The sequence below is a fragment of the Kitasatospora sp. NPDC052896 genome (assembly GCF_044547075.1).
Lineage (GTDB): Bacteria > Actinomycetota > Actinomycetes > Streptomycetales > Streptomycetaceae > Kitasatospora.
The window spans coordinates 33,590-57,684 of sequence record NZ_JBITZU010000029.1; the positions used below are offsets into that span (position 1 = coordinate 33,590).

At 73.6% G+C, this 24,095-nt stretch carries 19 protein-coding genes and 1 pseudogene; 16 read left to right on the plus strand and 4 right to left on the minus strand.

Annotated features, from left to right (window positions below):
* Nucleotides 1–9: 9 nt before the first annotated feature.
* The 7 genes from ACIGXM_RS33085 (at nt 10) to ACIGXM_RS33115 (ending at nt 10,341) form a co-directional block, all read left to right on the plus strand.
* Nucleotides 10–1,608 (plus strand): nitroreductase family protein, encoded by a 1,599-nt coding sequence (locus tag ACIGXM_RS33085; RefSeq protein WP_396567498.1) that lies wholly within the window; start codon nt 10–12, stop codon nt 1,606–1,608.
* A 79-nt stretch (nt 1,609–1,687) separates the two neighbouring features.
* Nucleotides 1,688–4,387 carry a lantibiotic dehydratase gene (locus tag ACIGXM_RS33090; RefSeq protein ID WP_396567584.1) on the plus strand — a complete coding sequence of 900 codons (2,700 nt, stop codon included), beginning with the start codon at nt 1,688–1,690 and terminating at the stop codon, nt 4,385–4,387.
* Complete coding sequence (locus tag ACIGXM_RS33095; RefSeq protein WP_396567500.1) at nt 4,380–5,447, plus strand: lantibiotic dehydratase C-terminal domain-containing protein; 1,068 nt, start codon at nt 4,380–4,382, stop codon at nt 5,445–5,447. The genes ACIGXM_RS33090 and ACIGXM_RS33095 overlap by 8 nt, the downstream gene beginning before the upstream one ends.
* Nucleotides 5,444–6,667, plus strand: coding sequence for a peptidase M50 (locus ACIGXM_RS33100; RefSeq protein ID WP_396567502.1), 1,224 nt, complete (start codon nt 5,444–5,446; stop codon nt 6,665–6,667). The genes ACIGXM_RS33095 and ACIGXM_RS33100 overlap by 4 nt, the downstream gene beginning before the upstream one ends.
* Before the next feature lie 25 nt (nt 6,668–6,692).
* Nucleotides 6,693–7,616 (plus strand): ABC transporter ATP-binding protein, encoded by a 924-nt coding sequence (locus ACIGXM_RS33105; protein ID WP_396567504.1) that lies wholly within the window; start codon nt 6,693–6,695, stop codon nt 7,614–7,616.
* Entirely contained in the window at nt 7,613–8,362 is a 750-nt protein-coding gene (locus ACIGXM_RS33110) for an ABC transporter permease (protein WP_396567506.1), read from the plus strand. The genes ACIGXM_RS33105 and ACIGXM_RS33110 overlap by 4 nt, the downstream gene beginning before the upstream one ends.
* A complete protein-coding gene (locus ACIGXM_RS33115; RefSeq protein ID WP_396567508.1) occupies nt 8,359–10,341 on the plus strand; it encodes a TOMM precursor leader peptide-binding protein in 1,983 nt (660 codons plus the stop codon). Before ACIGXM_RS33110 ends, ACIGXM_RS33115 begins: the two co-directional genes overlap by 4 nt.
* Nucleotides 10,342–10,394: 53 nt before the next feature.
* On the opposite strand, the gene ACIGXM_RS33120 is transcribed toward ACIGXM_RS33115, so the two are convergent.
* Complete coding sequence (locus ACIGXM_RS33120) at nt 10,395–10,571, minus strand: thiazolylpeptide-type bacteriocin (protein ID WP_396567510.1); 177 nt, start codon at nt 10,569–10,571, stop codon at nt 10,395–10,397.
* Between the two features lie 222 nt (nt 10,572–10,793).
* On the opposite strand from ACIGXM_RS33120, the gene ACIGXM_RS33125 reads away from it, so the two are divergent.
* The gene (locus ACIGXM_RS33125; RefSeq protein WP_396567512.1) at nt 10,794–12,068 is read left to right on the plus strand and encodes an amidohydrolase; all 1,275 of its coding nucleotides are present in this window, start codon (nt 10,794–10,796) and stop codon (nt 12,066–12,068) included.
* Nucleotides 12,069–12,201: 133 nt separating this feature from the next.
* Here the strand turns inward: ACIGXM_RS33125 and ACIGXM_RS33130 are convergent, their stop codons facing one another.
* Nucleotides 12,202–15,744, minus strand: a complete 3,543-nt coding sequence (locus ACIGXM_RS33130; protein ID WP_396567514.1) for a glycosyl hydrolase family 8 — start codon at nt 15,742–15,744, stop codon at nt 12,202–12,204.
* 344 nt (nt 15,745–16,088) lie between these two features.
* Here ACIGXM_RS33130 and ACIGXM_RS33135 point away from each other — a divergent pair, with 344 nt between their 5' ends.
* The 3 genes and pseudogenes from ACIGXM_RS33135 to ACIGXM_RS33145 form a co-directional block, all read left to right on the plus strand.
* Entirely contained in the window at nt 16,089–16,529 is a 441-nt protein-coding gene (locus ACIGXM_RS33135) for an RrF2 family transcriptional regulator (RefSeq protein ID WP_396567515.1), read from the plus strand.
* A gap of 81 nt (nt 16,530–16,610) precedes the next feature.
* Entirely contained in the window at nt 16,611–17,807 is a 1,197-nt protein-coding gene (locus ACIGXM_RS33140; RefSeq protein WP_396567517.1) for a globin domain-containing protein, read from the plus strand.
* Between the two features lie 154 nt (nt 17,808–17,961).
* Nucleotides 17,962–18,459 (plus strand): annotated as a pseudogene (locus ACIGXM_RS33145) (metallophosphoesterase); the annotation flags it as partial.
* 114 nt (nt 18,460–18,573) lie between these two features.
* On the opposite strand, the gene ACIGXM_RS33150 reads toward ACIGXM_RS33145, so the two are convergent.
* On the minus strand, nt 18,574–19,281 hold the full coding sequence (locus ACIGXM_RS33150; protein ID WP_396567519.1) for a GntR family transcriptional regulator: 708 nt from the start codon (nt 19,279–19,281) through the stop codon (nt 18,574–18,576).
* Nucleotides 19,282–19,426: 145 nt separating this feature from the next.
* On the opposite strand from ACIGXM_RS33150, the gene ACIGXM_RS33155 reads away from it, so the two are divergent.
* From ACIGXM_RS33155 to ACIGXM_RS33175, 5 genes are all read left to right on the plus strand, one after another.
* Nucleotides 19,427–20,134, plus strand: a complete 708-nt coding sequence (locus ACIGXM_RS33155) for a tyrosine-protein phosphatase (protein ID WP_396567520.1) — start codon at nt 19,427–19,429, stop codon at nt 20,132–20,134.
* Between the two features lie 76 nt (nt 20,135–20,210).
* A complete protein-coding gene (locus ACIGXM_RS33160) occupies nt 20,211–20,546 on the plus strand; it encodes a hypothetical protein (protein ID WP_396567522.1) in 336 nt (111 codons plus the stop codon).
* Entirely contained in the window at nt 20,537–21,268 is a 732-nt protein-coding gene (locus tag ACIGXM_RS33165) for a (Fe-S)-binding protein (RefSeq protein ID WP_396567524.1), read from the plus strand. The genes ACIGXM_RS33160 and ACIGXM_RS33165 overlap by 10 nt, the downstream gene beginning before the upstream one ends.
* On the plus strand, nt 21,268–22,713 hold the full coding sequence (locus ACIGXM_RS33170; protein ID WP_396567526.1) for a LutB/LldF family L-lactate oxidation iron-sulfur protein: 1,446 nt from the start codon (nt 21,268–21,270) through the stop codon (nt 22,711–22,713). Before ACIGXM_RS33165 ends, ACIGXM_RS33170 begins: the two co-directional genes overlap by 1 nt.
* The gene (locus tag ACIGXM_RS33175; RefSeq protein ID WP_396567528.1) at nt 22,710–23,369 is read left to right on the plus strand and encodes a lactate utilization protein C; all 660 of its coding nucleotides are present in this window, start codon (nt 22,710–22,712) and stop codon (nt 23,367–23,369) included. Before ACIGXM_RS33170 ends, ACIGXM_RS33175 begins: the two co-directional genes overlap by 4 nt.
* A 176-nt stretch (nt 23,370–23,545) precedes the next feature.
* Here ACIGXM_RS33175 and ACIGXM_RS33180 read toward each other — a convergent pair whose 3' ends face one another.
* Nucleotides 23,546–24,073: a GNAT family N-acetyltransferase gene (locus ACIGXM_RS33180; RefSeq protein ID WP_396567530.1), complete on the minus strand. Its 528-nt coding sequence runs from the start codon at nt 24,071–24,073 to the stop codon at nt 23,546–23,548.
* Between the last annotated feature and the right edge of the window lie 22 nt (nt 24,074–24,095).

Here is a 24,095-nt window from a genome sequence, read left to right on the forward strand (position 1 = left end):
GGATCGACCATGGGCTACGCCCACGAGTACGCGGCCGCGGTGCTGTGGCGGGGCCGGGCCCCGATGGAACCCGCGGACTTCGTGCCGGACTGGGCCGACCGCCCCAGGAAGGACAAGTACTTCCCCGGCGCGCCGCACTTCCCGCTGCCGGACCGCGCACCCGACGCTTCCGCGAGCGTCCAGCGCGGCCTGTTCGGACCGGGTGGCGAGGGCGGGTTCACCCTCCCGCTGCTCGGCGGCATGCTCAGGGACTCCTACGGGCTGACCGGACGCCGGCTCGCCGTGCAGGCCAACTCGGACCTCGGCTCGCTGCCGCTCTACCCGCATGCCAACTGGTCACGCGGCACCGCCTCCGGCGGCGGCCTGTACCCGATCGGCGTCCACTGGGTCTGCGGGGCCGGTGGTCCCCTCCTCCCCGGCGTCTACCACTACGCGACACCGCACCACTCGATGCGGCGGCTGCTGACGGGCGACGTGACCACCGAAGTGCGGGCGGCCCTGGGCGTCTTCGGGGCGGAGAGCGACCAGTTCCTGGTGCTCACGATCAAGTTCTGGCAGAACGCCTTCAAGTACAACAGCTTCTCGTACCACGCGGTCACCATGGACGTGGGCGCGCTGCTGGAGACCTGGCGGATCTGGGCCGGCGCCCAGGGCCTGCACCTCGGCGCCGCGCTCTGGTTCGACGAGGAGCGCCTCGGCCGTCTGCTCGGCCTGCGGCCGGACCAGGAGGGCGTGTTCGCCGTCGTCCCGTTGCGCTGGGCACGGCCGCCCGGCGCGAGCGGGCCCGGGACACCCCGGGACGTCCCCGGCACGGCACGGGTGCGGGCGATCGACCAGGAGCGCTCGCGGACGGTCCGCACCTTCGAGACCGTGCGGCGCCTCCACGCGGCCACCCTCGACGGCGCCGCGGACCGTCCGGCGACCGGCCTCCTGGACGCGGCACTGCACGCGCCGACCGGGCCGGAGCGAGCCCACGGTGAGCCGGTCCCACTGCCGGCACCACGACCGCTGGCCCTGGGCGTCCGGGCAGCACTGCGGACCAGACGCAGCAGCTTCGGACGGTTCACCGCGAACCCACCGATGACCGCCGCCCAGCTGTCGACCGCCCTCGCCGCGGCCGCCGCGGCGGGCCGCCTGCGCACCTGTGCGGAGAGCCCCGGCGAGGCCTCGCTGACCCGGCTCCACGTCCTCGTCAACCACGTTGCCGGGGTGCCCGCCGGGGCCTACGCGTACCAGCCGTTGGACGGCTCACTGCGACCGGTCCGGCCCGGCCCGCAGGGTTGGTTCCTGCAGCGGAACTACTTCCTGGGCAACTACAACCTGGAGCAGGCCGGCGCGGTGATCACGGTCACGGCGCCCACCCCGGCCGTGCTGGACGCCGTCGGCGACCGGGGCCTGCGGCTGGTGAACGCCGCCGTCGGCGCGAGCGCGCAGGCCCTCTACACGGCGGCCCCGGCGGCCGGGCTGGCCTGCGGGGTGGCGCTCGGCTTCGACGGCGTCTCCTACGCCGAGTGGCTCGGTCTGGCGGACGGCGAACTGCCGTTGCTGATCATGATGGTCGGGCAGGAGCACCGCAGCCCGGCCGACTTCGACCACACGATCGCCTGAACCGGTGGAGGAACGGTTGACCAGCACGGAAATCCCCCGGCCCCGGACCGATCCGCACCTGGGCCTCGGGCCACGCTTCATGCTGCGGGTCGCCGGGCTCCCCGTCGAGGCGGTACACGGCCTGCGCTCACCGGAGGCGTTCGGCTGGGCCGAGCGACTGCTGGCGGAGGAGGAGCGGCTCACCGAACTCGGCGCCCGGCTCAGTGAGCCGCTCTCGGAACTGGTGCGGACCGCCCCGGACGCCGGGCAGCGGCGCCGGCTGCTCGCCGTGCGCCGGCAGGTGTTCAACAACCGGCTGCCCGACGCGCCCGCCGAGGACCTCACCCTGGTCGAGGGGCTGGCAGCCGAGGTCGGCGCGTCGCTGTCGCGGTGGCTGCGCGCCCGCCGCTCCCTGGCCGACCTGCGGTCCGCCGGGGAGGCCGCCTTCGAGCGCGAACTGGTCCGCACCCGGGCCGAGTTGCGTCGCCTGTCCGGGCTCGACGAGCTGCGCCTGGGCCTGCTGCTCGCCTCGCCGTCCCTGGAGGGCCGGCTGGACGACCGGCTCGGCCCGCCGGGCGCGCCCCCGGACCGGCGCGGCCGCAAGATGGAACGGTCGCTGCTGTCCTACCTGTACCGGACGGCCTGCAAGACCAGCCCGTTCAGCACCTTCACACCGGTCGCGGCCGGTACCTTCGAGGCGGCGGCGGACGGTACCGACCCGACCGGACTCTTCCTCGGCGCCGGGCGCGGCAGCCACCCCCGGCTGAACGTCGTGGTGCTGGCCCGGCTCGCCGAACTCATCGCCGCCGACCCGCTGCGCCGACGCGACCTGCCGGTGGCGCTCGCCTCCGGTTGGGAGTTGACCGAGGACCGGGTCCGCTACGTGCGGCGCTCGGTGACCGCCGGCGACGACAACGCCCCGGTGAGCTTCGACGCGGCCCGGGACCGGCTGTTCTTCCTCCGCCTCAGCGGAGTCCTGGAGCGGCTGCTGGACCTCTTCCGGAGCCGGCCGCTGATCCGTCACGGCGACCTCGTGGCCGCGCTCCACACCGACACCGACGCGAGCGCCGAGGACGCCGAGCGCTATCTCGCCGCCCTGCTGGACATCGGCATCCTGCAACTCCCCACCCTCGCCACGGACGTGCACACCGCCGACCCGCTGCGTTCCTTCCAGGACGCGCTGCGCGCCCTGGAGCGGCCGTGGGCCGGGCGGATCGCCGACCGCCTGGCGGCACCACACGCGGCGATCGCGCGCTACCCCGAGGGCGACGTCCCGACCCGGCGGGCGCTGCTCACCGAGATCCGTAGTGAACTGGCGTCCATCCAAGGAGAGTTGGGTGGAACGCAGGTGGCACCCCCGCAGACCCTGCTCTACGAGGACGTCGCCGCGGGCGAGTTGACCGCCGACCCGACCGCCTGGGCGGAGCTGGCGGCCCGGCCACTGCGCTCCCTCGCCCGGATCCTGCCGGTCTTCGACCTCGCCCTGGCCCAACGGCTCACCCTGAAGGGCTTCTTCCTCGCCCGGCACGGCCGGGGCGGGCGCTGCGAGGACCTGCTCCAGCTGGTGCACGACTTCCACGAGGACATCTTCAACCAGTACCTCCAGTTCACCGCGCTCAAGCCGGCCCAGGGCGCGGACGACGGCTACCCGCCGGAGGAGAACTGGCTGGACCTGCCGGAACTCACCGCCCTCGACCGCTCGCGGGCCGAACTGTCCCGGCGGATGGGTGAGTTGTCGCAAGGACTGGCCGAGGACGCCGAGGAGCTGGCGCTCGACGAGGCCGACCTCGCCGCCGTCGCCGCCGAACTCGCCCCGCTGGGCGACGGGTTCGCGGCGCACAGCCACTTCGTCCAACTGGCCCGCGGGGCCGGCGATCCGCTGGTGGTGCTCAACCACTCCTACGGTGGCCTCTGCTTCCCCTTCACCCGCTTCACCCACTGCTTCGAGGACGCCGACGGCGGCGGGCTGCCCGCCGCGCTGCGCACCACGCTGCGCGACGCCCAGCCGGAGGGCGCGGTCTTCGCCGAGGTGACCGCCGGCTCGGCGACCACCAACCTCAACCTGCACGCCCGGCTGACCGACTACGAGCTGGTCTGTCCCGGCGAGACCAGCACCGCGCCCGCCTCCGCCCGGATCCACCTCGACGACCTGTACGTCGAGCACGATCCCGCCGCCGACCGGCTGGTGCTGCGCTCGCGACGGCTGGACGTCGAGGTGGTACCGCTCTACCTCGGCTACCTCGTCCCGATGGTGCTGCCCGAGATCCCGCGCAGCCTGCTGCTCTTCTCGCCGACCTCGCGGGTGACCCCGGAACTGTGGCGCGGCGTGCCCGCGGGGCCCGCCACCCGGGGCGTCACCCGGCGCCCGAGGGTGCGCCACGGCAGCCTCGTCCTGCACCGGCGCAGCTGGACCGCCGAAGCCTCGGCGCTAACCGAACTCCAGCCCGGAGAAAACGAGTCGGAGCGCTTCCTGCAGTGGCAGCGCTGGCGGCGCCGGCACGCTCTGCCCACCGAGGTCTTCGTCCGGGTGCACCCCGAGCGCCCGGAGACCGGCTCCCGGCTCGGCACCGCCAAACCGCAGTACGTCGACTTCGCCAGCCCGCTCTCGCTGCTGGCGCTGGACGGGCTGCTGGCCGGCGGTCCGGCCCGGCTCGTGCTGGAGGAGATGCTGCCGGGCGAGGACGCCCTGCACGTGCGCTCCGCCCACGGCCGCCACGTCGCCGAACTGGCCCTGGAGATCGTTCCCCGCGCGGGGGCCGCCGCGCCCGAGCAGCGGCGAGGAGAGCCGAACCTTGACTGACCGACCGAGCGACCCGACCACGCCCGAGGCCACCCCCGGCGACTGGCTGGCCCTGCACGTCTTCTACGCCGCCAGCCCGCGCCCGCTGCTGCTCCAGTGCGTCCGGCCGCTGGTCGCGGAGCTGACCGCCGAGGGCCTGCTCGCCGGGTACTTCTTCATCAACTACTGGTTGGAGGGTCCACATCTGCGCCTGCGCCTGCGTCCCTCCTCCCCCGCCGTGGCCGACCGGGTGCGCGAGCGCGCCGAGGCGGCGGTGGCGCACTTCCTGCGCCACCGCCCGGCTCTCTACGAGGTGAAGGACAGCTTCTTCGCCGAGCTCTACAACACCCTCTTCGAGCTGGAGTACCGCGAGGAGGACCGCGAGCGCCTGCTCGGCCCGGACGGCCGCATGCGGCTGCGGGAGAACAACACCTTCAGCGTCGAACCGTACGAGCCCGAGTACGGCAAGTACGGCGGCCCGGCCGGGGTCGCGCTCGCCGAGTGGCACTTCCAGCGCTCCAGCGATCTGGTCGTCGAGGCCACCCGGACGATGAACCTGCACCTGCGCACGGTGGTGCTGGGGCTCGCCGCCCAGCTGATGATGACCATGTCCGCCTGCCTCATGCCCGAACAGGACGCCCTGCTGGCCTTCCTCGACCGCTACCACGCCTTCTGGAACCGGGCGTTCGAGGGCACCGACTACACCGCCCAGCGGGGCTACGACCGGGCCTACCGCAGCACCGGCGACAGCCTGCCGGGCCGCTTCCGGACGATCCGCGTGGCAGTCGCGGCCGAGTCCCCGGACCGGCTGCCGAGCCTGCTGCGCGGCTGGGCCGAGCACTGCCTGGAACTGCGCGAGCGGGCGACCGACCTGGCCCGCGGGGGCGAGCTGGTCTTCCGCTCCTGGGACGGCAGCCGCGACCTCACCGTCACCGACCCCGCGCAGGCGCTGCCGATGCTGCTCGCCCCGTACGCGCACATGACCAACAACCGCCTCTCGGTGACCGTGCGCGACGAGGCGTACCTCTCCTACATCCTGGCCCGCGCCCTGCGCGAGCCGCAGCCCGCGGTGACGCCGTGAGCGGACACCACCTGCTCGGCCTGCGCCCGAAGGTCCGCCCCGAGCTTCGGATCAGCCGGCCGCTGTGGCGCGGCGCCGTCCCCGTCCACCTGGTGTGGGACCCGGCGAGCCACCGCCGGCTGGAGGTCGGGGCGAAGGAACACTTCATCATCGCCCGGCTGGACGGCACCCGGTCACTGGCCGAGATCGGCGAGCAGTACGCCCAGCGGTTCCGGGCCCGGCTCGGTGAGCCGCAGTGGCAGCAGATGCTGGGTCTGCTCTACGCCCGGGGACTGCTGGCCGACGCCCCGCCGACCGCGCCGCAGGCGCCGCCCGAGCAGAACCCCTCGACCGTGCTGGCCGGCCGGGTGCGGCTGGTCGCCGACGCACCCGCCCTGCTGGAGCGGCTGTACCGGGCGAGCGGTCCCGCCCGCCAACGCTGGTTCCTGGCCGCCCTGTCGACGCTGGTGGCGGCACTGCTCGCGGGAGTCGTCGGCCACCTCGGCACCCTCACCGACGAGACCGCCCGGCTCACCCGCCAGCCCGTCGCGCTGCTGGCGGTCGGCACCCTGCTCTGGGCGAGCCTCGCGCTGCACGAACTCGCCCACGGACTGGTCGGTCGGGCCTTCGGCGGACGGGTCACCGAGATCGGCCTGCGCTGGCGGCTCCCGATGACCTACCTGTACTGCGAGGTGGAGGACGTGCGGTTCTTCGCCCGCCGCCGCGAGCAGATCGCCACCGCCACGGCCGGGGCCCTGATGAACCTGGTCTTCCTGCTGCCCTGGTACCCCGTCTGGGCGCTGCTGCCCGCACACGCCCAGGCCAGGCCCTTCCTGGGCGGCCTGCTGCTGCTCGGCACGGCACTCGCGCTGGCCAACCTCGTCCCGTTGCCCCCGCTCGACGGCTACAAGGCGCTCGGACACACCCTCGACTGCCTCCAACTGGCCACCGAGAGCCGCCGGTTCACCGTCCTGCTGGCTGGCGCCACGCTGCGCCGGGAGTTCGCCGCCGTCCGTGCCTACCCCGTACGGCTGCGCCTGGTCTACGGCGGCTACGCGCTCGGCTGCGCGGCCCTGGCCGTCGCCGCGCTCGCCGCCGTCGGCCCAGTGAGCGGCCGGCTGCTGCCGGTCCGGCTCGGGCCGGTCGCCGGGTACGCGCCCGCGCTGGCGGCCGCGGCGGCGCTGGCGCTGTGGGTGGTGGGCCGGCTGGCCCGGGCATACCGCAAGCGGCCGGTGAACTGATGTCAGCAAGGAGAGAGAACAACTGATGAGTACAGGTGACAGCCCGTCGGACCCGGCGGTCGCGCTCGACGGCGTGCGCAAGCGGTACGGCAGGGTGCAGGCGCTCGACGGCGTCTCACTGACCGTGGCCCGCGGCGAGTTCTTCGGCATCCTCGGACCCAACGGCGCCGGCAAGACCACGCTGGTCGAGGTCGTGGAGGGGCTGCGGCAACCCGACGCCGGCAGCGTCCACGTGCTGGGAGAGCAACCCTGGCCCCGGAGGACCGCACTGCTGCGGCGACTCGGCATCCAGACCCAGACCTCGGCCTTCTTCACCCGGCTGACCGCGCTGGAGCACCTGGAGACCGTCGCCGCCCTCTACCGCCTGGAGCCGGCCGCCGCCCGACGCGCCCTCGCCCTGGTGGACCTCGAGGAGCAGGCCGACCGCCGGGTGGACCAGCTCTCCGGCGGCCAGCGCCAGCGCCTCGCGCTGGCCACCGCGCTCATCCACGAACCGGAACTGATCTTCCTGGACGAGCCGACCGCCGCCCTCGACCCGGCCGCCCGGCGCTCGCTGTGGGAGGTGCTGCGGGCCCTGAAGGGGGACGGCCGGACCATCGTCTACACCACCCACCACCTGGACGAGGCCGAGGCGCTGTGCGACCGGGTGGCGATCATCGCCCGGGGTTCCGTGCTCGCGGTGGACAGCCCCGGGAGCCTGGTCAGGTCGCTGGCCGCCCCCACCCGGCTGTTCGTCCCGGCCCACCGGATCACGGTCGAGGACGCGCGGCGGCTGGCCGGGGTCGACCAGGCGACCGTCGAGGCGGGCGAGGTGGTGATCTCGACCAGGTCCGCCAACCGGGTGCTGGTGGCGCTCGGCGACCTGGTCGGCCTGGACGAGATCCAGACCCGCACCGCGACCCTCGAGGACGCCTACCTGGAACTGACCGGAACGGAGCACCGTCCGTGAACGCCTACACCGCCGTGACCAGGGCCAGTTACCTCGCCTACGTCCGCGACCGCACCTCGGTGATCTTCACCTTCGCCTTCCCCCTGGTCTTCCTGGTCGTCTTCGGGCTGATCTTCCACGGCCAGTCCGTCAACGGCGGCCTGTCGTACATCAACTACATCGCCCCCGGCGTGCTCTCCTGGGGGATCGGCAACGCGGCGCTGTTCGGGGTCGCCTTCACCCTGATGCACTGGCGCCGCGACGACCTGCTGCGGCTCATCTGGCGCACCCCCACTCCGCTGGCCACCGTGCTCGGCGCCCGCTACGCGGTGGCCCTCGGCACCGGCCTGGTCCAGGCGGTGCTGTTCACCGTCGTGGCGCTGGCCGGCTTCGGCCTGGTGATCGCCGGCTCCTGGCCACTCGCCCTGCCGGTGCTGGTGCTCGGCGTCACCGCCTTCGCCGCCCTCGGCCTGGTGGTCGGCACGCTGGCCAGCACCGCCGAGGCGGTGGCCGCGATCGCCAACTGCGTGATGGTCCCGATGGCCTTCCTGTCCGGCGCGTTCTACCCCATCGACCTGATGCCCGGCTGGTTGCGGCACCTCTCCCGGGCCCTGCCGCTGCGGTACTTCGACGAAGGGGTCACCGACGCCCTCGGCGGGCGCGGCGGGTTCGGCCGGCCCGCCCTGGACTGCGCCGCGCTGGCCGCCTTCGCCCTGCTCTTCGCCCTGCTGGCCGGCAGGACCTTCCGCTGGAGCAACCGCACATGACCACTCCCGTCGCGGCTGCCCCGGCGGCCCCCTTCGAGGCGGCCCGGGCGCTGCTGGAGCGCCGCCTGGCCGAACGCGCCGCGGCCTGCGACGCGGCGGCACCCCTGGTCGTCGTTCTCGGCGGCACCGATCTGCTGCGCGCCGAGCCCGCCGCCCGGGCACGGTACCGGGCCCGGGCCACCGTCCACCTCACCGCGCAGGCCGTCCTGGTCGGTCCCTGGGGCGGGGCCCCCGACGCGCCGCCGGCCTGCGGCACCTGCCTGGCCGTCCGCTGGCAGCGGCTGCGCAGCCGCACCGAACGCGAGGCCCTGGAGACCGGCCTCGCCACCACCGTGGTGGGCTCCGACTGGCCGGTGCTGCCGGAGTACGCCGTCGACGCCCTCTGGGCCCTGCACCGGCTCACCACCACCCGGGGTGGGAAGTCGATCCGGCCGACCTCCCATCCCACGGTCCGGCCGAGCGCGGCCGACGCCGCGCTGCCCCAGGTCTCCCGGCTCGACCTGGAGACGCTCCGGGTGCAGACCGTGCCGCTGCTCGCCGAGCCGCTCTGCCCGTCCTGCGCGGCCGCGCCCGACACTCCCGCGCCGACCGGGGAACCGGTGCTCCGACTCACCCACCGCCCCAAGCCGGCCGCGGACATCCACCGCCTGCGCCCGGCGGGTTCCCACCCGTTGCCCACCGCCGCGCTGGCCAACCCGGTCTGCGGGGTGCTCGGCGCGGGCACCTGGTCCGACGTCACCTCGCCGACCACGGCGCCGGTGGCCGGCAGCGTCTTCATGCGCGGCTACGCCGGACTCACCGACGTCACCTGGAGCGGCCAGGCCAACTCCTTCCGCACCAGCCGCGCACTGGCCTTCCTGGAGGGCCTGGAGCGCTACGCCGGCACCCACCGGCGCAGCACCGCACCGCTGCTGACCGACTCCTACCACAACCTGGCCGACCGCGCGCTGGACCCACGTGCCTGCGGCCTGTACGCACCGCGGACCTACCGCGAGGACCCGATGCTCAGCCCCTTCGACCCCGACCGCCCGATCCCGTGGGTCCAGGGCCACTCGCTACGCGACGACCGCCCGATCCTCGTCCCCGCCCGGCTCTGCCACTACAGCGCGGGGGTGCCGGCTGACAACTTCGTCTTCGAGTGCTCCAACGGCTGCGCCATCGGCAGCTGCCTGGAGGAGGCGATCCTCTTCGGCCTGCTCGAACTCATCGAGCGGGACGCCTTCCTGCTCGGCTGGTACGGCAACGCGGCGCTGCCCGAGATCGACCTCGCCCGCTGCGCCGGCCCGGGCCTGCGGGCGATGCTGGACCGCGCCACCCTGCAGGGGTACCAGGTGCACGCCTTCGACAACCGGGTGGACCTGGCCGTCCCGGTGGTGACCGCGCTCGCGGTGCGGGGCGACGGCGGGCCCGGGACGCTGGCCTTCGCGGCGGCCGCGGGCTTCGACCCGGAGCACACCGTCGAGTCCGCGGTCGCCGAGATCCTCACCTACCTCCCGCACCTGCCCGGCCAGGTGCGCGAGCGGCCGGCGGAACTGGCCGCCATGGCCGAGGACTTCGACCTCGTCCGCCGACTGCCCGACCACGCGGCCCTGTTCGGCCTGCCGCGGATGGCCCGGTACGCCGGCAGCTACCTGGAGCGGCGGGCGCCCGCCCGGCCCGCCACCGAGCTCTACGCCGACTGGGCCGAGCAGCGCCCGCGCTCCACCGACCTGCTCGACGACCTGCTGTTCTGCCGCGACGAGTTGGTCAGGGCCGGGCACGACGTGATCGTCGTCGACCAGACCTCGCCCGAGCAACGGAGGCTGGGCCTGCGCACGGTGTGCACGGTGGTGCCGGGCCTGCTGCCGATCGACTTCGGTTGGACCCGGCAACGTGCCCTGCGACTGCCCCGGTTGCGCACCGCCCTGCGGCGCGGCGGTCTGCGCACCACCGACCTGGCGGATCACGAGCTGCGCCTGGTCCCCCACCCGTTCCCGTGACGGCCGTTGGGCCGCCGCCCGGGCGGCGGCCCAACGGTGCGCAACCCGTCGGATCAGGCGGTGCAGCTGGTGGTGCTGGTGGTGCTGGAGCAGGTGCTGGTCGACGAGCAGCTGGTCGACGAGCCCAGCATGACCTCGCTGGTGTCCGAGTAGTCGCTGATCTCGAAGGTCTCCGACTCCAGGTTCAGGATCTCCTCGGCGAGCGAGGCAAGGGACGTGTCGGCGGACATGGGAACTCCTTCCGGCGGTGGGGAACGGCCCGGCCGTGGCGGCCGGACCGGTGTGGCGGAGCGGGCGGCGCTGGTGCGAACGCGCCTTCTCCCCGGGCCAGTTCTACCGCGCGGCGCTGGCAGCCCCGGGTGCGCTCCGCTGACACCTCACTGACCGCCCGACCCGCGCGCCCGACCCGCGCCCGACCAGTCCGCCCGACGTGTCCCGAGGAGTTCCGCCCGATGACCCCTGCCGTCCCCACCGCCGTCGCCCTCGCCCGGGCCGCCGAGTTCTACCTGGACCTGCACCGCCATCCGGAGCTCGCGGGGGCCGAGGAACGCACCGCGGCCCGCTTCGCCGACCGGCTGGCCACCGCCGGGTACCAGGTGACCCGGGGCATCGGCGGCCACGGCGTGGCCGCCGTGCTGCGCAACGGGGACGGACCGGTGGTGCTGCTCCGCGCGGAGCTGGACGCCCTGCCGGTGGCGGAGCGGACCGGCCTGCCGTACGCCAGCACGGCGACGGCCAGGACGGTCGACGGCCGGACCGTCCCGGTGATGCACGCCTGTGGCCACGACGTCCACCTGGCCTGCGCCGCCGCGGCCGCGGCCGCCCTGGCCGAGGCGCGCGCGGGCTGGCGCGGCACCGTGCTGGTGGTCGGTCAGCCGGCCGAGGAGACCCTGGCCGGCGCCCGGGCCATGCTGGCGGACGGCCTCTACCGCCGCTTCGAGCCGCCCTCGGTGGTGCTCGCCCAGCACACCGCGCCGCTCCCGGCCGGGATGGTCGCCCACGGGCGCGGTCCGGTGATGGCCGGCAGCCGGACCCTGCGGGTGGTGATCCACGGCCGGGGCGGGCACGCCGCCGCACCCCGGCTGGCGGTGAACCCGGTGGTGGCCGCGGCCGCCGTCGTGCTGCGGCTGCGGACGATCGAGTCCCGGGAGACCGGCCCGGCCGAGCAGGTGGTGGTCACCGTGGGTTCCCTGGAGGCGGGCGGCCAGGGCAACGTGATCCCCGACCGGGCCACCCTGACGGTGACCCTGCGGGGCTTCACCGAACAGGTCCTGGAGCGGGCCGCGGCGGCCGTGCGGGGGATCGTCCGGAGCGAGGCCGAGGCCGCGGGCACTCCCCGCGAGCCGGAGGTCGAGGAGCTGTCCCGCTCGGGTGTCAACGCGCCCGATCCCGTGCTGTCGCAGGCCCTCCGCGCGGCACACCAGGAGCTGTTCGGACCGGAGCGGGTCGCCGACTGGCCGCCGTCCCCGGCCACCGAGGACTTCCCCCTGTTCGGGGAGCCAGGGGTGGGCCTGCACGGGGTGACGGGCATCCGGACCGCGTACTGGATGCTCGGGATGGTCGGTCCCGAGCAGTGGGCGGCGACCCAGGGTGCCGGAGCGGCGGAGAAGATGGCCGCGCTACCGGCCAACCACTCGCCCGAGTTCCGTCCCCACGTCCGCCTCACCCTCCAGACCGGCATCGCCGCGCTGTTCTCGGCGGCCACCGCCTGTCTGGGACGGCGGTGACGGCACCCGCGCCCACGCTCGGCCCGACCGAGCCGGTGCCGTCGAGGGCGGGGCTGATCACGCGGGGTGCGGGTGTGTTCCGGCCCGGGGCGGTCGGCGGGCGCCGCCCCGGGCCGGAGGATCGAGGTCCTGCTCAGCAGGACTGGGTGGCCACCAGCGCGTCGTACGCGTCGTGGTCGTACTGGTAACCCTTGGCGTTCGGGCCGTCGCTGCTCGGGTCACCGTGGTCGTCGACCAGGATGCCGTCCTGGTTGAGCGCGTAACTGACGTAGCCGTGCTGGAGCTTGTAGATCAGGTCCAGGCTGCCCACGTGGTACTGCGGCGCCGCTGTGGCGGCCGAGCAGCTGAAGTCGCCGAGCGCCGTCATGGCCAGGCGGCTGCCGGTGACGTTCATCCAGCCCTCGAAGACGTACAGGGCCGAGCTGCGCAGGCCGTTGGAGTCGGTGGAGTCGAACTCGTGGCCCATGCCGAACTGTCCCTGTTCCGGGCTGGTGGTGTTGTCGGCGATGTGTGCGCTGCCGTTGGAGCTGCTCACCGTCCTGTCGAAGGTGTCGGACGCCAGCTGGTTCCACAGACCCATCAGGTCACTGCTGTGGTGTCCCTGGTAGACGAACGCGGGCCGGATGGCGGCGTTGGCGGCGCTGCCGACCGTGCTGAAGCAGCCGCCCGCGTTGGTCAGGCCGGCCGCGTCGAGCCGGGAGACCTCGGTCGCGTCGTCGAAGTTCGCCAGCATCGAGTCCCAGGTCGCGGCGCCGAAGAACTGGATCGCCGCGATCTCCACGTCCACGTAGCCATCCTGGTAGTTGGGGTTGTTGGTCTTGGCGAAGTTGCCGAAGCCGCAGATGCCCGAGGAGAAGTCGTTGGCGTCGTTGTAGGCGTAGTTCCCGCCGTAGCCCATGGCCGCTTCGAGCAGCGCGACCTTGTTCTGTTCGGTGCTGGTCAACTCGCGCCAGGCCGGGCCGTTCCTGAGCAGCAGCAGGGCCTCGGCGACCGGGGCGTGCGACCAGCCTTCGAGGCCGCCGTCCGCGTCGGGCTCGTTGCCGCCCGCGATCAGGTTGCGGACCTGGGCCAACAACGCGCTGTCCACCGTGGTCCCGTTGCCGGCCTTGCTGCCCGGGCTCACCTTGTCGACCAGGGCGAGGTACTCCAACACCTTGGCCGCACCGATGTCGGTCGGATTGGTGCCCGGACGCGGTGTGTCGGAGGTCGGTGCCGCGAAGGCGATCAGCGGCGCCGCCACGGCGGAGTCGATGTCGGCCTGGGTGAAGGTGGGACCGCCCCCGGAGGAGCCGGTGACGGTCAGGGTGTAGCCGGCGGTGTGGCTGCCGGAGGCGGCTGTGCCGGTGATGGTGATCGGGTAACTTCCGGCCGGAGTACCCGAACTGGTCGCGATCGACAGCGTCGAGGAGCCGCCGGCGGTGACCGAGGCCGGACTGAGGGAGACGGTCGCACCACTCGGCGCGCCCGAGGCGGTGAGCGCGACCGGCTGGGTACCACCGGAGGTCACGGCGGTGCTGACGGTCGTACGCGCGCTGGAGCCCGCCGGCACCGAGCCGGCGGCCGGGCTGGCGGAGAGGGAGAAGTCGTTGCCCGGGACCGTGCCGCCCGAGACGTCGAGGGCGGTGTCGTCGACGACGAAGCTGGTGGTGCCGCCGTCGGCGTCGGTCTCGGTACCGGTGAAGCGCAGCGTGACGGTCTGGCCGGCGTAGCCGGAGACGTCGACGGTGTGCTGTGCGTAGCCGCTGTTCCGGTCCAGGTTGGAGTAACCGGCCAGCGTGGTCAGTACGTTGCCGCTGCCGTCGAGCAGCTGGACGCTCAGGGTGTCCGGCTCGGCGGTGCTGGTGGACTCGGTGCTGTCGACGTGCAGCCAGTAGGAGAGGGTGGCGGTGCAGGCCGCCGGGATGGTGGCGGTCTGCGACACGGTGTCGGTGCCGGCCTTGCTGTTGCCGTCCAGCCAGGCGTCCCAACTCCCGCTGTGTGCCGGCTCGTCGGCGGTGTCGTTGTTGATCGGCGCGGAGCCGGTGCTGGAGGTCTGGGTCCACGGCGCCGCGTTCGTTCCGTTCTCGAAGCCCGGGTTGCCGAGCAGCTGCGCCGAGGTGCAAGTACCGCCGGTCGAGCTGCCGACCGTGAGCGCGTACCTGGCGGTGTGACTGCCGGAGGCGGCGGTGCCGGTGATGGTGATCGGATAACTACCGGCCGGGACCGTGGAGTTGGTCGCGATCGACAGCGTCGAGGAGCCGCCCGCGCGCACCGAGGCCGGGCTGAACGAGGCCGTCGCCCCCGACGGCAGGCCCGACGCCGTCAGGGCCACCGACTGCGCACTGCCCGAGGTCACCGCGGTGCGGACGGTCACGCTCGCGCTGGAACCCGCCGCCACCGAGCCGGCCGCCGGCGCGGCCGACACCGAGAAGTCGTTGCCCGGCGCGCTGGTGGCGCTCGGGCTCCAGTAGTCGCCGGCCATCACGAGGTAGACCAGCATCTTGATGGTCTCGCCGTAGTACCCGTCGCCGAAGGGGTTGGTGCCGAGCTGCTTCCAGATCGCGTCGGTCCACGCCTGGTCACCGGAGGCCATCGCGGCCGGGCCGACCGCGTCGCCGGCCTCCTCGGCCTGGTCGCTGGTCGAGTACGGCGTGCAGTCGAGGTTGGTGTGCGGATAGACGTTCTGCGGGTTGCCGCCCGACTCGCCCTTCAGGCAGGCGCTCTCCTTCCGCGCGAGCGCGTACTCGGTCGCCGCGGTCGAGCTGTCGTTGAGCAACGCGTCGGTGCCCAGGTGCCAGGGAACCCGGATGGAGTTGTAGCCGACGATGTTGTCGGGCTGGTCCTCCTGGTAGTCGGCGGGCGCCGGCTCGGGGCTGCTGGCGTCCGCGTTCACCACGAAGTCGGAGAGCAGACCGGCGCTGGAGGAGTAGGCGCCGGTGAACTCGTTGTCCAACGCCTCGGAGCGCTGGATCACCTTGTTCCAGTCGTGCGCGGTGTCGTAGGCGGCGAACGCGCGCAGGTGGTCGATCATCTGGTCGGACGGCCGGGTGTCGGTGTTCGGCCCGTCGCCCTCGCACTTCAGGTGGCCGTCGGGGGCGACGTCGTGGGCGTAGACGTCGGCCAGCCAGGCCTTGGCGTCGGCGGTGTAGCCGCCCCACTGCCGGTCGGCGAGGATCAGGCCGTAGCCGATGTCGAGGTCGCCGTCGGTGGCCGCGTCCGGGGTACCGCTGCTGTAGTACTCGCAGGTCCTGCCGTCCAACTGCCACTGCATCAGGCCGTACTGGTCCTCGTGGTCCTTGACCAGCTGCCAGAGGCCGTCGAACTCGCTCCGCGCGTCCGGATCGTAACCGGCCATCAGGGGGACGATGTTCATCCCGTAGCCCTGCCCCTCGGAGACCGGGCCGTTGTCGCGGGCGTCGCTGTCGCCCTTGGTCGAGACGTAGTACTCGTTCGAAGCGCAGCCGTGGACCAGGTAGCTGGACTTCCAGGAGTCGTACTGCTTCTCCACGGCCGCGTCCCTGGCCGCCTGCGAAGCGGAGGGCATCACGCCGACCTGGTAGGTCACATGGGTCGGGAACGGGTGCGCGGGGGCGGTGGCGGCGCGGGCGGGGGGCGCCGTCGCCAGCGCGGTCACGGAGAGCCCGATCAGGCACCCCGTCACCACGGAGGCGAGCGGCCTCTTCCATCGGTTTCGCACGCGGAACTCCTTCAAGGGGATCCGGCCCCGCCGCCCTTGGGGGGAGAGCGGCGGGTGGGCAGGTCGATCCGGTGCCGCGGGAGAGGCCGCGCGGGGGAAGGAACCCCGGCTGGAACACACGACTCCCGGACCCGGGGATCGGTTCGGAGTTGAGTGATAGTTAGGAAAGCTTCCTTACGTGTCACTGTCAAGAGCCGGGGTCGGCCGCCCTCCGATTCCAGGACTCCCCCAGCACCGCCGCCCAGACCGCCCCCGGCGGCCGTCCGCCGGCTCCCCCGCGGACCGATCCCCGACCCGAGCCTCGCCTAATTGGACTTTCAGATACCAATTGCTAGGGTCCAGGTGTGCGACTGACCAAGGCAACCGACATCGCCCTCCGCATCGCCATGCGACTGGCGGTCCTGGAGGACCAGACCCCCACCACCCGCGAGGTGGCCGCGGCCGTCGGCGTCCCGTACACCCACGCGGCCAAGGTGGTCGGCCGCCTCCAGCACCTGGGCGTCCTGGAGGCCCGCCGGGGCAGCGGCGGCGGGCTGACCCTCACCCGGGCCGGGCTGACCGGCTCACTCGGCCAGCTGGTCCGGGACCTGGAAGGCGTCGGCGACGTGGTGGGCTGCGAGGACGACCCGCCCTGCCCGCTGCGCGCCGCCTGCCGACTGCGCGGCGCGCTGCGCACGGCACAGGAGGCCTTCTTCAGCTCACTGGACCCACTCTCGATCCAGGACCTGGTCGGCCCGCCGACCGGCCCGGTGCTGCTCGCCCTCGGCCCGCGCCCGGTCGACTAGGAGCCCTTTCGCCGCCCCGTCCACGGGGCGGCCAGTCACGCCCGCAAATACGAATCTGAAATACCAGTTAGGAGCTCGACCATGCTGTCGGAGCAATCGGTGGCTACCGTCCGGGCAACCCTTCCCGCGGTCGGTGGCGCGATCGGGGAGATCACCCCGCTCTTCTACCGCAAGCTGTTCGCCGCCCACCCGGAGCTGCTGCGCGACCTCTTCAACCGTGGCAACCAGGCCAACGGCAGCCAGCAGCAGGCGCTGGCCGGCTCGATCGCCGCCTTCGCCACCGCACTGGTCGAACACCCCGAGCAGCGCCCGGACGCCATGCTCGGCCGGATCGCGCACAAGCACGCCTCCCTCGACATCCGCCCCGCGCAGTACCCGATCGTGCGCGAGCACCTCTTCGCCGCGATCGCCGAGGTGCTCGGCGCGGCGGTGACACCCGAGGTCGCGGCCGCGTGGGACGAGGTCTACTGGCTGATGGCCAACGCCCTGATCGCCATCGAGACCCGACTGTCCCAGCAGGCCGGCACCGCCGACGGCACGTCCTGGCGCGAGTACCGGGTCACCGAACGCCGTCGGGAGACCGACGAGGTGGTGACCTTCGTGGTCCGCCCGGTGGACGGCGGGCCGCTGCCCGCCCAGCGCCCCGGGCAGTACGTCTCGGTCCAGGTCGAACTGCCCGACGGGGCACGGCAGATACGCCAGTACAGCCTCTCCGGGCAGGAGGACGGCGCACTCCGCTTCACCGTCAAGCGGGTGGCCGGCGACGGCGGCCCGGCGGGCGAGGTCTCCAACCACCTGCACGAGCGGGCCGACCTCGACACGGTGCTGCGGCTCAGCGCGCCGTTCGGCGACGTGTACCTGGACGAAGCCGGCCAGAGCCCGATCCTGCTGGTCTCGGCCGGCATCGGGTGCACGCCGATGATCGGCATGCTGAGCCACCTGGCCGCCACCGGGTCGACCCGCCGGGTGATCACGGCGCACGCCGACCGCAGCGAGGACACCCACGCCTTCCGCGCCGACCTGCACCAGCTCACCGCCAAGCTGCCGGACGCCGCCGCGCACGTCTGGTACGAGCAGCCGCCCGCAGACTGGCCCACCGAGCGCACCGGCCTCCTCGACCTCGGCACCGTGGCGCTGCCCGCCGACGCCACGGCCTACCTCTGCGGCCCCCTGCCGTTCCTGCGCGCCGCCCGCACCCAACTGCTCGCCGCCGGCCTGCCGGCCGCCGCCATCCACTACGAGGTCTTCGGCCCGGACCTGTGGCTCGACCGGGAGTGACGGCGGGCCGGACGCCCTGCCCGGGCCTCGGCCGCCAGGAAGAATTCATATAGATGACTCGGAGGAGTCAACTCGGCAGGCCAGGGTCTGGGCCCTGGACTACCACTACTCCCTCCTCCACCTCACCGACGTCCACGTCATTCCCGAGGGCCTGCTGCACGGCTCGGCCGACTCGCGGGCCGCGCTGACCGCCGCGCTCGACGCGGCCGTCGCCTCGGGGCGGGACTTCGACGCGATCGTCCTCTCCGGTGGCATCACCGACGGCGGCGACGAGGCCTCGTACCGGATCGTCGCCGAGGCGGTGACCGCCGCCGCCGAGAAGCTCGGCGCGCAGGTCGTTCACGCGGCCGGCAACCACGACGAGCGCGGCGCGCTGCGGGCCGGGCTGCTCGGCCTGGAGCCCAGCACCGAGCCCTACGACCACGTCACGACGGTCGGCGGTCTGCGCGTCATCACGCTGGACACCTCCGTGCCCGGCAAGCCCCACGGCGAGCTGGAGGACGGCCAGCTCGACTGGCTCGCCGCCCGGCTGGCCGAGCCGGCCGAGCACGGCACCGTGCTGGTGCTGCACCACCCGCCGCTCGGCGGCCTGACCCCGGGCTTCGAGGACCCGCGCCTGGCGCGGCACCTGGACCTGCGCGAGCCGGAGCGGCTGGCCGAGGTCGTGGCGGGCAGCGACGTGCGGCTGATCCTGGCCGGCCACACCCACAGCGCGGCCGCCGGCCAGTTCGCCGGCGTGCCGGTCCGGGTGGGCCCGGGCGGGCACTCACTCGTAGCGGGTGGTGAGCGCCACCAGGTCGCCCCGGCAACGCCGGACGACGTGACAGAGGGGCTCCCCGTCGCAGACCAGGAGCCCCTCGCGCACCAGTACGGCCGCCCCCGGCTCGACCTGGAGCACCTCCTGGTCGACCGGTCCCGCGATGTCGGCGGAGACCGTGTGGCTGCGGTAGCGGTAGTCGTAACCGAGCCGGCCCAGCGCCCCCAGGACCCCCTCGGCCGGGTCGTAGGCGAAATCCGACAGCCGGGGCGGCAGCGCGTAGCGGCTGGCGACGCACGGCACCTCGTCCGTCCGCAGCAGTGTCGCGACCTCGTAGACCTCGGGGTCCGGCAGGCCCAGCCGCCGGGCCGCGCCCGGGTCCTGCCGCAGACCGGCGGAACGGAACTCCTCGCCGCTCGCGAAGTGCACGGCGAGTTCGTCGATCACGCCCGGCCGGTGCAGCCGGGTCACCGGGTCCACCGTCACCTCCAGCTTGCGCTGGAGCGGTCGCACGTAGCTGCCGCTGCCGTGCCGGGTCTCGACCAGGCCGCTGGTGCGCAGCTCGACCATGGCCTGCCGGGCCGTCAGCCGGTGCACACCGTACTGCTCGGCGAGGGCCTCCTCGGTGGGCAGCCGCGAGCCGGGTGGCAGGTCACCGGAGTCGATCCGCCGCCCCAGCTCACGGGCTATCGCGCGGTAGCGGGCTTCTCGTGGCACAACGCCACTCTACGGCCATGCGCGCGGACGGCGGAGATCTTCGCGGTTCACCCGATCGGCGGCGGAGATTGTTCCCGATCCGTTCACCCGGCCGTCCCCGAGCAGGACTGACCCCGCACGACGGAAAAGTCATATAGATGACTTCATGACACTGCTGAACTTCCGAGACGTCGCCTCCACCGTCGGGCCCCGGCTCCGCCCCGGCCTGCTCTACCGCTCCGCCCAGCCGGCCGCGCTCACCGCCGCCGACCTGGCCGCCGCCCCCGGGCTGCGTTCCGTCATCGACCTGCGCAGCCCGCAGGAGCGGACCGAGCGGGACTGGGCCGTGGCCGAGGAGCTCGGCGCCACCGTGGTCAACCTGGCCGGCGAGGGCTCGCCGAGCGACGTGTCCAAGCTCCCCGCCGGCGTGACCCTGGGCCAGCTGTACGTCCTGATGCTCGATCACCGCGCCGCGTGGTTCGCCGCCGTGGTCGCCGAGATCGCCGACGGGCTGCCCGCCCTGGTCAACTGCGCGGCGGGCAAGGACCGCACCGGGATCACCGTCGCGCTGGTCCTGGACCTGGTCGGGATCGGGCACGAGGAGATCGTGCGGGACTACACCGCCACGGCCGCCGCGATGCCCGAGGTGCTGGCGATGCTCGGCCTGGCCGGCGGCGGCCGATCCAACGGCGGATCCGAGCACCGGTACGACGTGGCGGCCGCCGAGGTGAGCGGCCTGCTGGACGCCCCGGAGCAGGCGATCCGCGCCTTCCTCCAGGCCCTGACCGAGCGCGGCGGGGCCGAGGCCGTGCTCGGCGGACACGGCCTGACCCCCGAGCACGTCGAGCGGCTCCGCGCCGCTCTGACGGCCTGAGCGAGCCGGCGCCCCGCTGTGACCACCCCCTCCATCACCACGCCCGCCACCACCGTCGCCCCCCGCGCTCTGCGGAGTGCTCACACTGGTGGCCGTGGTGCCGCTCTGCCTGCTCCTGCCCGACCGGCGGCCCGACGGCACCGAGCGCGACCGGGTCAGCGCACGCTCGCTGACCACCGCCCTGCTGGTGCTGCCGCGCGCGGCGCACCTCACACGGGGCGAGGGCGAGGGTGGGCCTCGTGCTCGCGGCGGGGGGCTGACGGCGGCGGCCGTGTCGACGCCCGTTCCTGACGCGCTGTGGGAGGATCTGCGCGCCGCGGGCCTGCTGCCGGCGGACGTGCCGGTCCCCGGGCCGGTTCCGAGGACGGAGAGGCCAGGAGTGCCGATGCGGACGGAGGGCCCATGCGGGTAGCCCTGTTCATCACCTGCTTCAACGACACGCTCTTCCCCGAGACCGGCAGGGCCGTGGTGCGGCTGCTGGAACGGCTCGGCCACCGGGTCGACTTCCCGCTCGGGCAGACCTGCTGCGGGCAGCCGCAGTTCAACACCGGCTACCGCCCGGAGGCACTGCCGCTGGTCCGCCGTTTCGCCGCGGCCTTCGCCGGCTACGACGCGGTGGTCACCCCGTCCGGCTCCTGCGCCGGGATGGTGCGGGAGAACCACCCGCTGCTCGCCGCCGCCGACCCGGGGCTGCGGCGGGCGGTCGAGCGGGTCGCCCCGAAGGTGTACGAGCTGTCGGAGTTCCTGGTGGACGTGCTCGGGGTCACCGACGTCGGCGCGTACTACCCGCACCGGGTCAGCTACCACCCCACCTGCCACTCGCTGCGGATGCTGCGGGTGGGAGAGCGCCCGCTGCGGCTGCTGCGCGCTGTCCGGGGCATCGAGCTGGTCGAGCTGCCGGCGGCCGAGGAGTGCTGCGGCTTCGGCGGCACCTTCGCGGTGAAGAACCCCGACGTCTCGGCCGCGATGCTGGCCGACAAGATGCGGCACGTGCTGGACACCCGCGCCGAGGTGCTCACGGCCGGCGACAACTCCTGCCTGCTGCACATCGGCGGCGGGCTGAGCAGGCTGCGGACCGGCGTCCGCACCGTCCACCTGGCGGAGGTCCTGGCCGCCACCGAGGGAGGTGCGTGATGAGCGACGGCCTGGTCTGGCTCGGCACGCCGGCCTTCCCCGAGGCGGCCCGGGAGGCACTCGCCGACACCCGGCTGCGCCGCAACCTGCGCAAGGCGACCACGACCATCCGGGAGAAGCGGCTGCGGGTCGCGGGCGAACTCGACGACTGGGAGCGGTTGCGGGACAGCGCCGCCGCCCTCAAGCTCCGCACACTGCGCCATCTCGACCGCTACCTGGAACAGTTGGAGTCCTCGGTCACCGCCGCCGGCGGCACCGTGCACTGGGCGGCGGACGCGGCCGAGGCCAACCGGATCGTCGCCGACCTGGTCAGGGCCACCGGCGAGCGCGAGGTGGTCAAGGTCAAGTCGATGGCCACCCAGGAGATCGGGCTGAACGAGGCGCTGGCCGCCGAGGGCATCGCCGCGTACGAGACCGATCTCGCCGAGCTGATCGTGCAGTTGGCCGAGGACCGACCATCGCACATCCTGGTACCGGCGATCCACCTGGGTCGTGCCGAGATCCGCGAGGTCTTCCGCACCAGGATGGCCGACGCGCCCGCCGAACTGACCGATGAACCAAGGGCGTTGGCCGAGGCTGCCCGGCTGCACCTGCGCCAGAGGTTCCTCCGCGCCAAGGTCGCGATCTCCGGCGCCAACTTCGCGGTGGCCGAGACCGGAACCGTGCTGGTGGTGGAGTCCGAAGGCAACGGCCGGATGTGCCTGACCCTGCCGGAGACCCTGATCACCGTGATGGGCATCGAGAAGGTGGTGCCCGGCTTCGCCGACCTGGAGGTCTTCCTCCAGCTGCTGCCGCGCTCCTCGACCGGCGAGCGGATGAACCCGTACACCTCGGCCTGGACGGGGGTGCGCGAGGGCGACGGACCGTCGGCCTTCCATCTCGTCCTGCTGGACAACGGCCGCACCGCGACGCTCGCCGACCAGGTCGGCCGGCAGACGCTCGGCTGCATCCGCTGCTCGGCCTGTCTGAACGTCTGCCCGGTCTACGAGCGCACCGGCGGCCACGCGTACGGCTCGGTCTACCCCGGGCCGATCGGCGCCGTGCTGACCCCGCAGCTGGCGGGCATCGGGCGGGCGGACTCGCTGCCCTTCGCCTCCACCCTCTGCGGCGCCTGCTACGACGCCTGCCCGGTGAAGATCAACATCCCGGAGGTGCTGGTGCACCTGCGGGCGAAGGTGGTGGACGCCAAGCGCGGGCGGACCGTCCCGACCATGGAGTCCCTGCTGATGCGGGCCGCGACCGAGGTGCTGGCCTCACCCGGGCGGTTCGCCGTGGCACAGCGGGCCGGCGCGCTCGGCGGACGGCTGCTCGGGCCGCACGGCCGGATCGGGCGGCTGCCCGGTCCGCTGCACCGCTGGTCCGACACCCGGGACCTGCCGGTGCCGCCGGCCGAGTCCTTCCGCGCCTGGTGGCAGCGGAACCACCCGGAGGAAGAGCAGAGTTGAACAGTCGCGAAGAGCTGCTGACCCGGATCCGCAGCGCGCTCGCGGACGTGCCGGCCGACGAGCGGCCCGAGGACGTCCCGGTGCCGCGCGACTACCGGCGCAGCCATGCCGGGGTCGACGTGGTCGGCCGCTTCGCCGAGCGGGTGGCCGACTACCGGGCCACCGTGCGCCGCACCAGCGAGCGTGAACTGCCAGGACTGCTGGGTGAGTTGCTGACCGCACGCGGCTCAACCGAGCTGGTGGTGCCGGACGGCTTCCCGGCCGACTGGCTGCCGCCCGGCCCGTTCGCCGTCCTGACCGACTCACCCGCTCTGACCATCGGTCAACTCGACGCGGTTGACGCCGTGCTGTCGACGGCCGCGCTCGGCATCGCGGAGACCGGCACCCTGGTGCTGGACGCCGGACCGGGGCAGGGCCGCCGCGCGCTGACCCTGGTACCGGACCACCACCTGTGCGTGCTGCGCGCCGAGCAGGTGGTCGGCGACCTGCCCGAGGCGCTCGAACTGCTCGATCCCACACGACCGTTGACCTTCATCTCCGGGCCCTCGGCCACCAGTGACATCGAACTGGAACGCGTCGAGGGCGTGCACGGGCCCCGCGCCCTCGACGTGGTCATCGTCACCACGGACACCCCGGAGGAGCGACCGCGCGGATAGCCCCGTACACCCGACCACCGTCCCCGCACCTCGACCTTCCTGCTCGTCCTCGTCCTGATCAGGACCTTCGAGCACGACGGCGGCAGGTGGAACCAGGCCCGGCGCTACATGGCCGCGCCCGGCACCCGGGGGCGGCCCGGCTCTCCGCGATCCGCCGGGACTGCCACGGGACGGCCTCACTCCAGGTCGAGCCACATCGTGACGTCGTCCCGGGCGTCGTCCGGGGCGACCCGGATCGCCCTGGGGACCCGGCCGACCTCGGTGTAGCCGCAGCGCCCGTAGAACGCCTCCAGGCCGTTCCCGCCGCGCAGCGTCAGGCGCAGTGCCTTCAGGCCCCAGCCCCGGGCGATCCGTTCCGCCTCCGCCATCAGCCGGACGCCGTAGCCCCGGCCCTGGCAGTCGGGTCGCACCATGACCAGCTTCAGCAGCCGCCAGTGGTCCGCCGGCGGGAAGCGGGGGTCCTCGAAGAACAGGACGCCGGCCAGCCGACCGGTCGCCGCCTCGCGGGCGACCAGCAGCCGGTCGGCGCCGTCCGGGCCGAGGCCCGCGAAGTGCCTCTCCGCGGCGGCGCGCACCTCGGCCGCCGCCACCGGTGGCACGAAGCCGACGGCGCCACCCGCGTTGCTGACGTCGGTCCAGAGGCGGACGATCTCCTCGCGCAGGTCGAGATCGAGACCGGGATCGAGGGTGAGGAGCAGTGTCATAGGCGCACAGCCTATCCGCCCA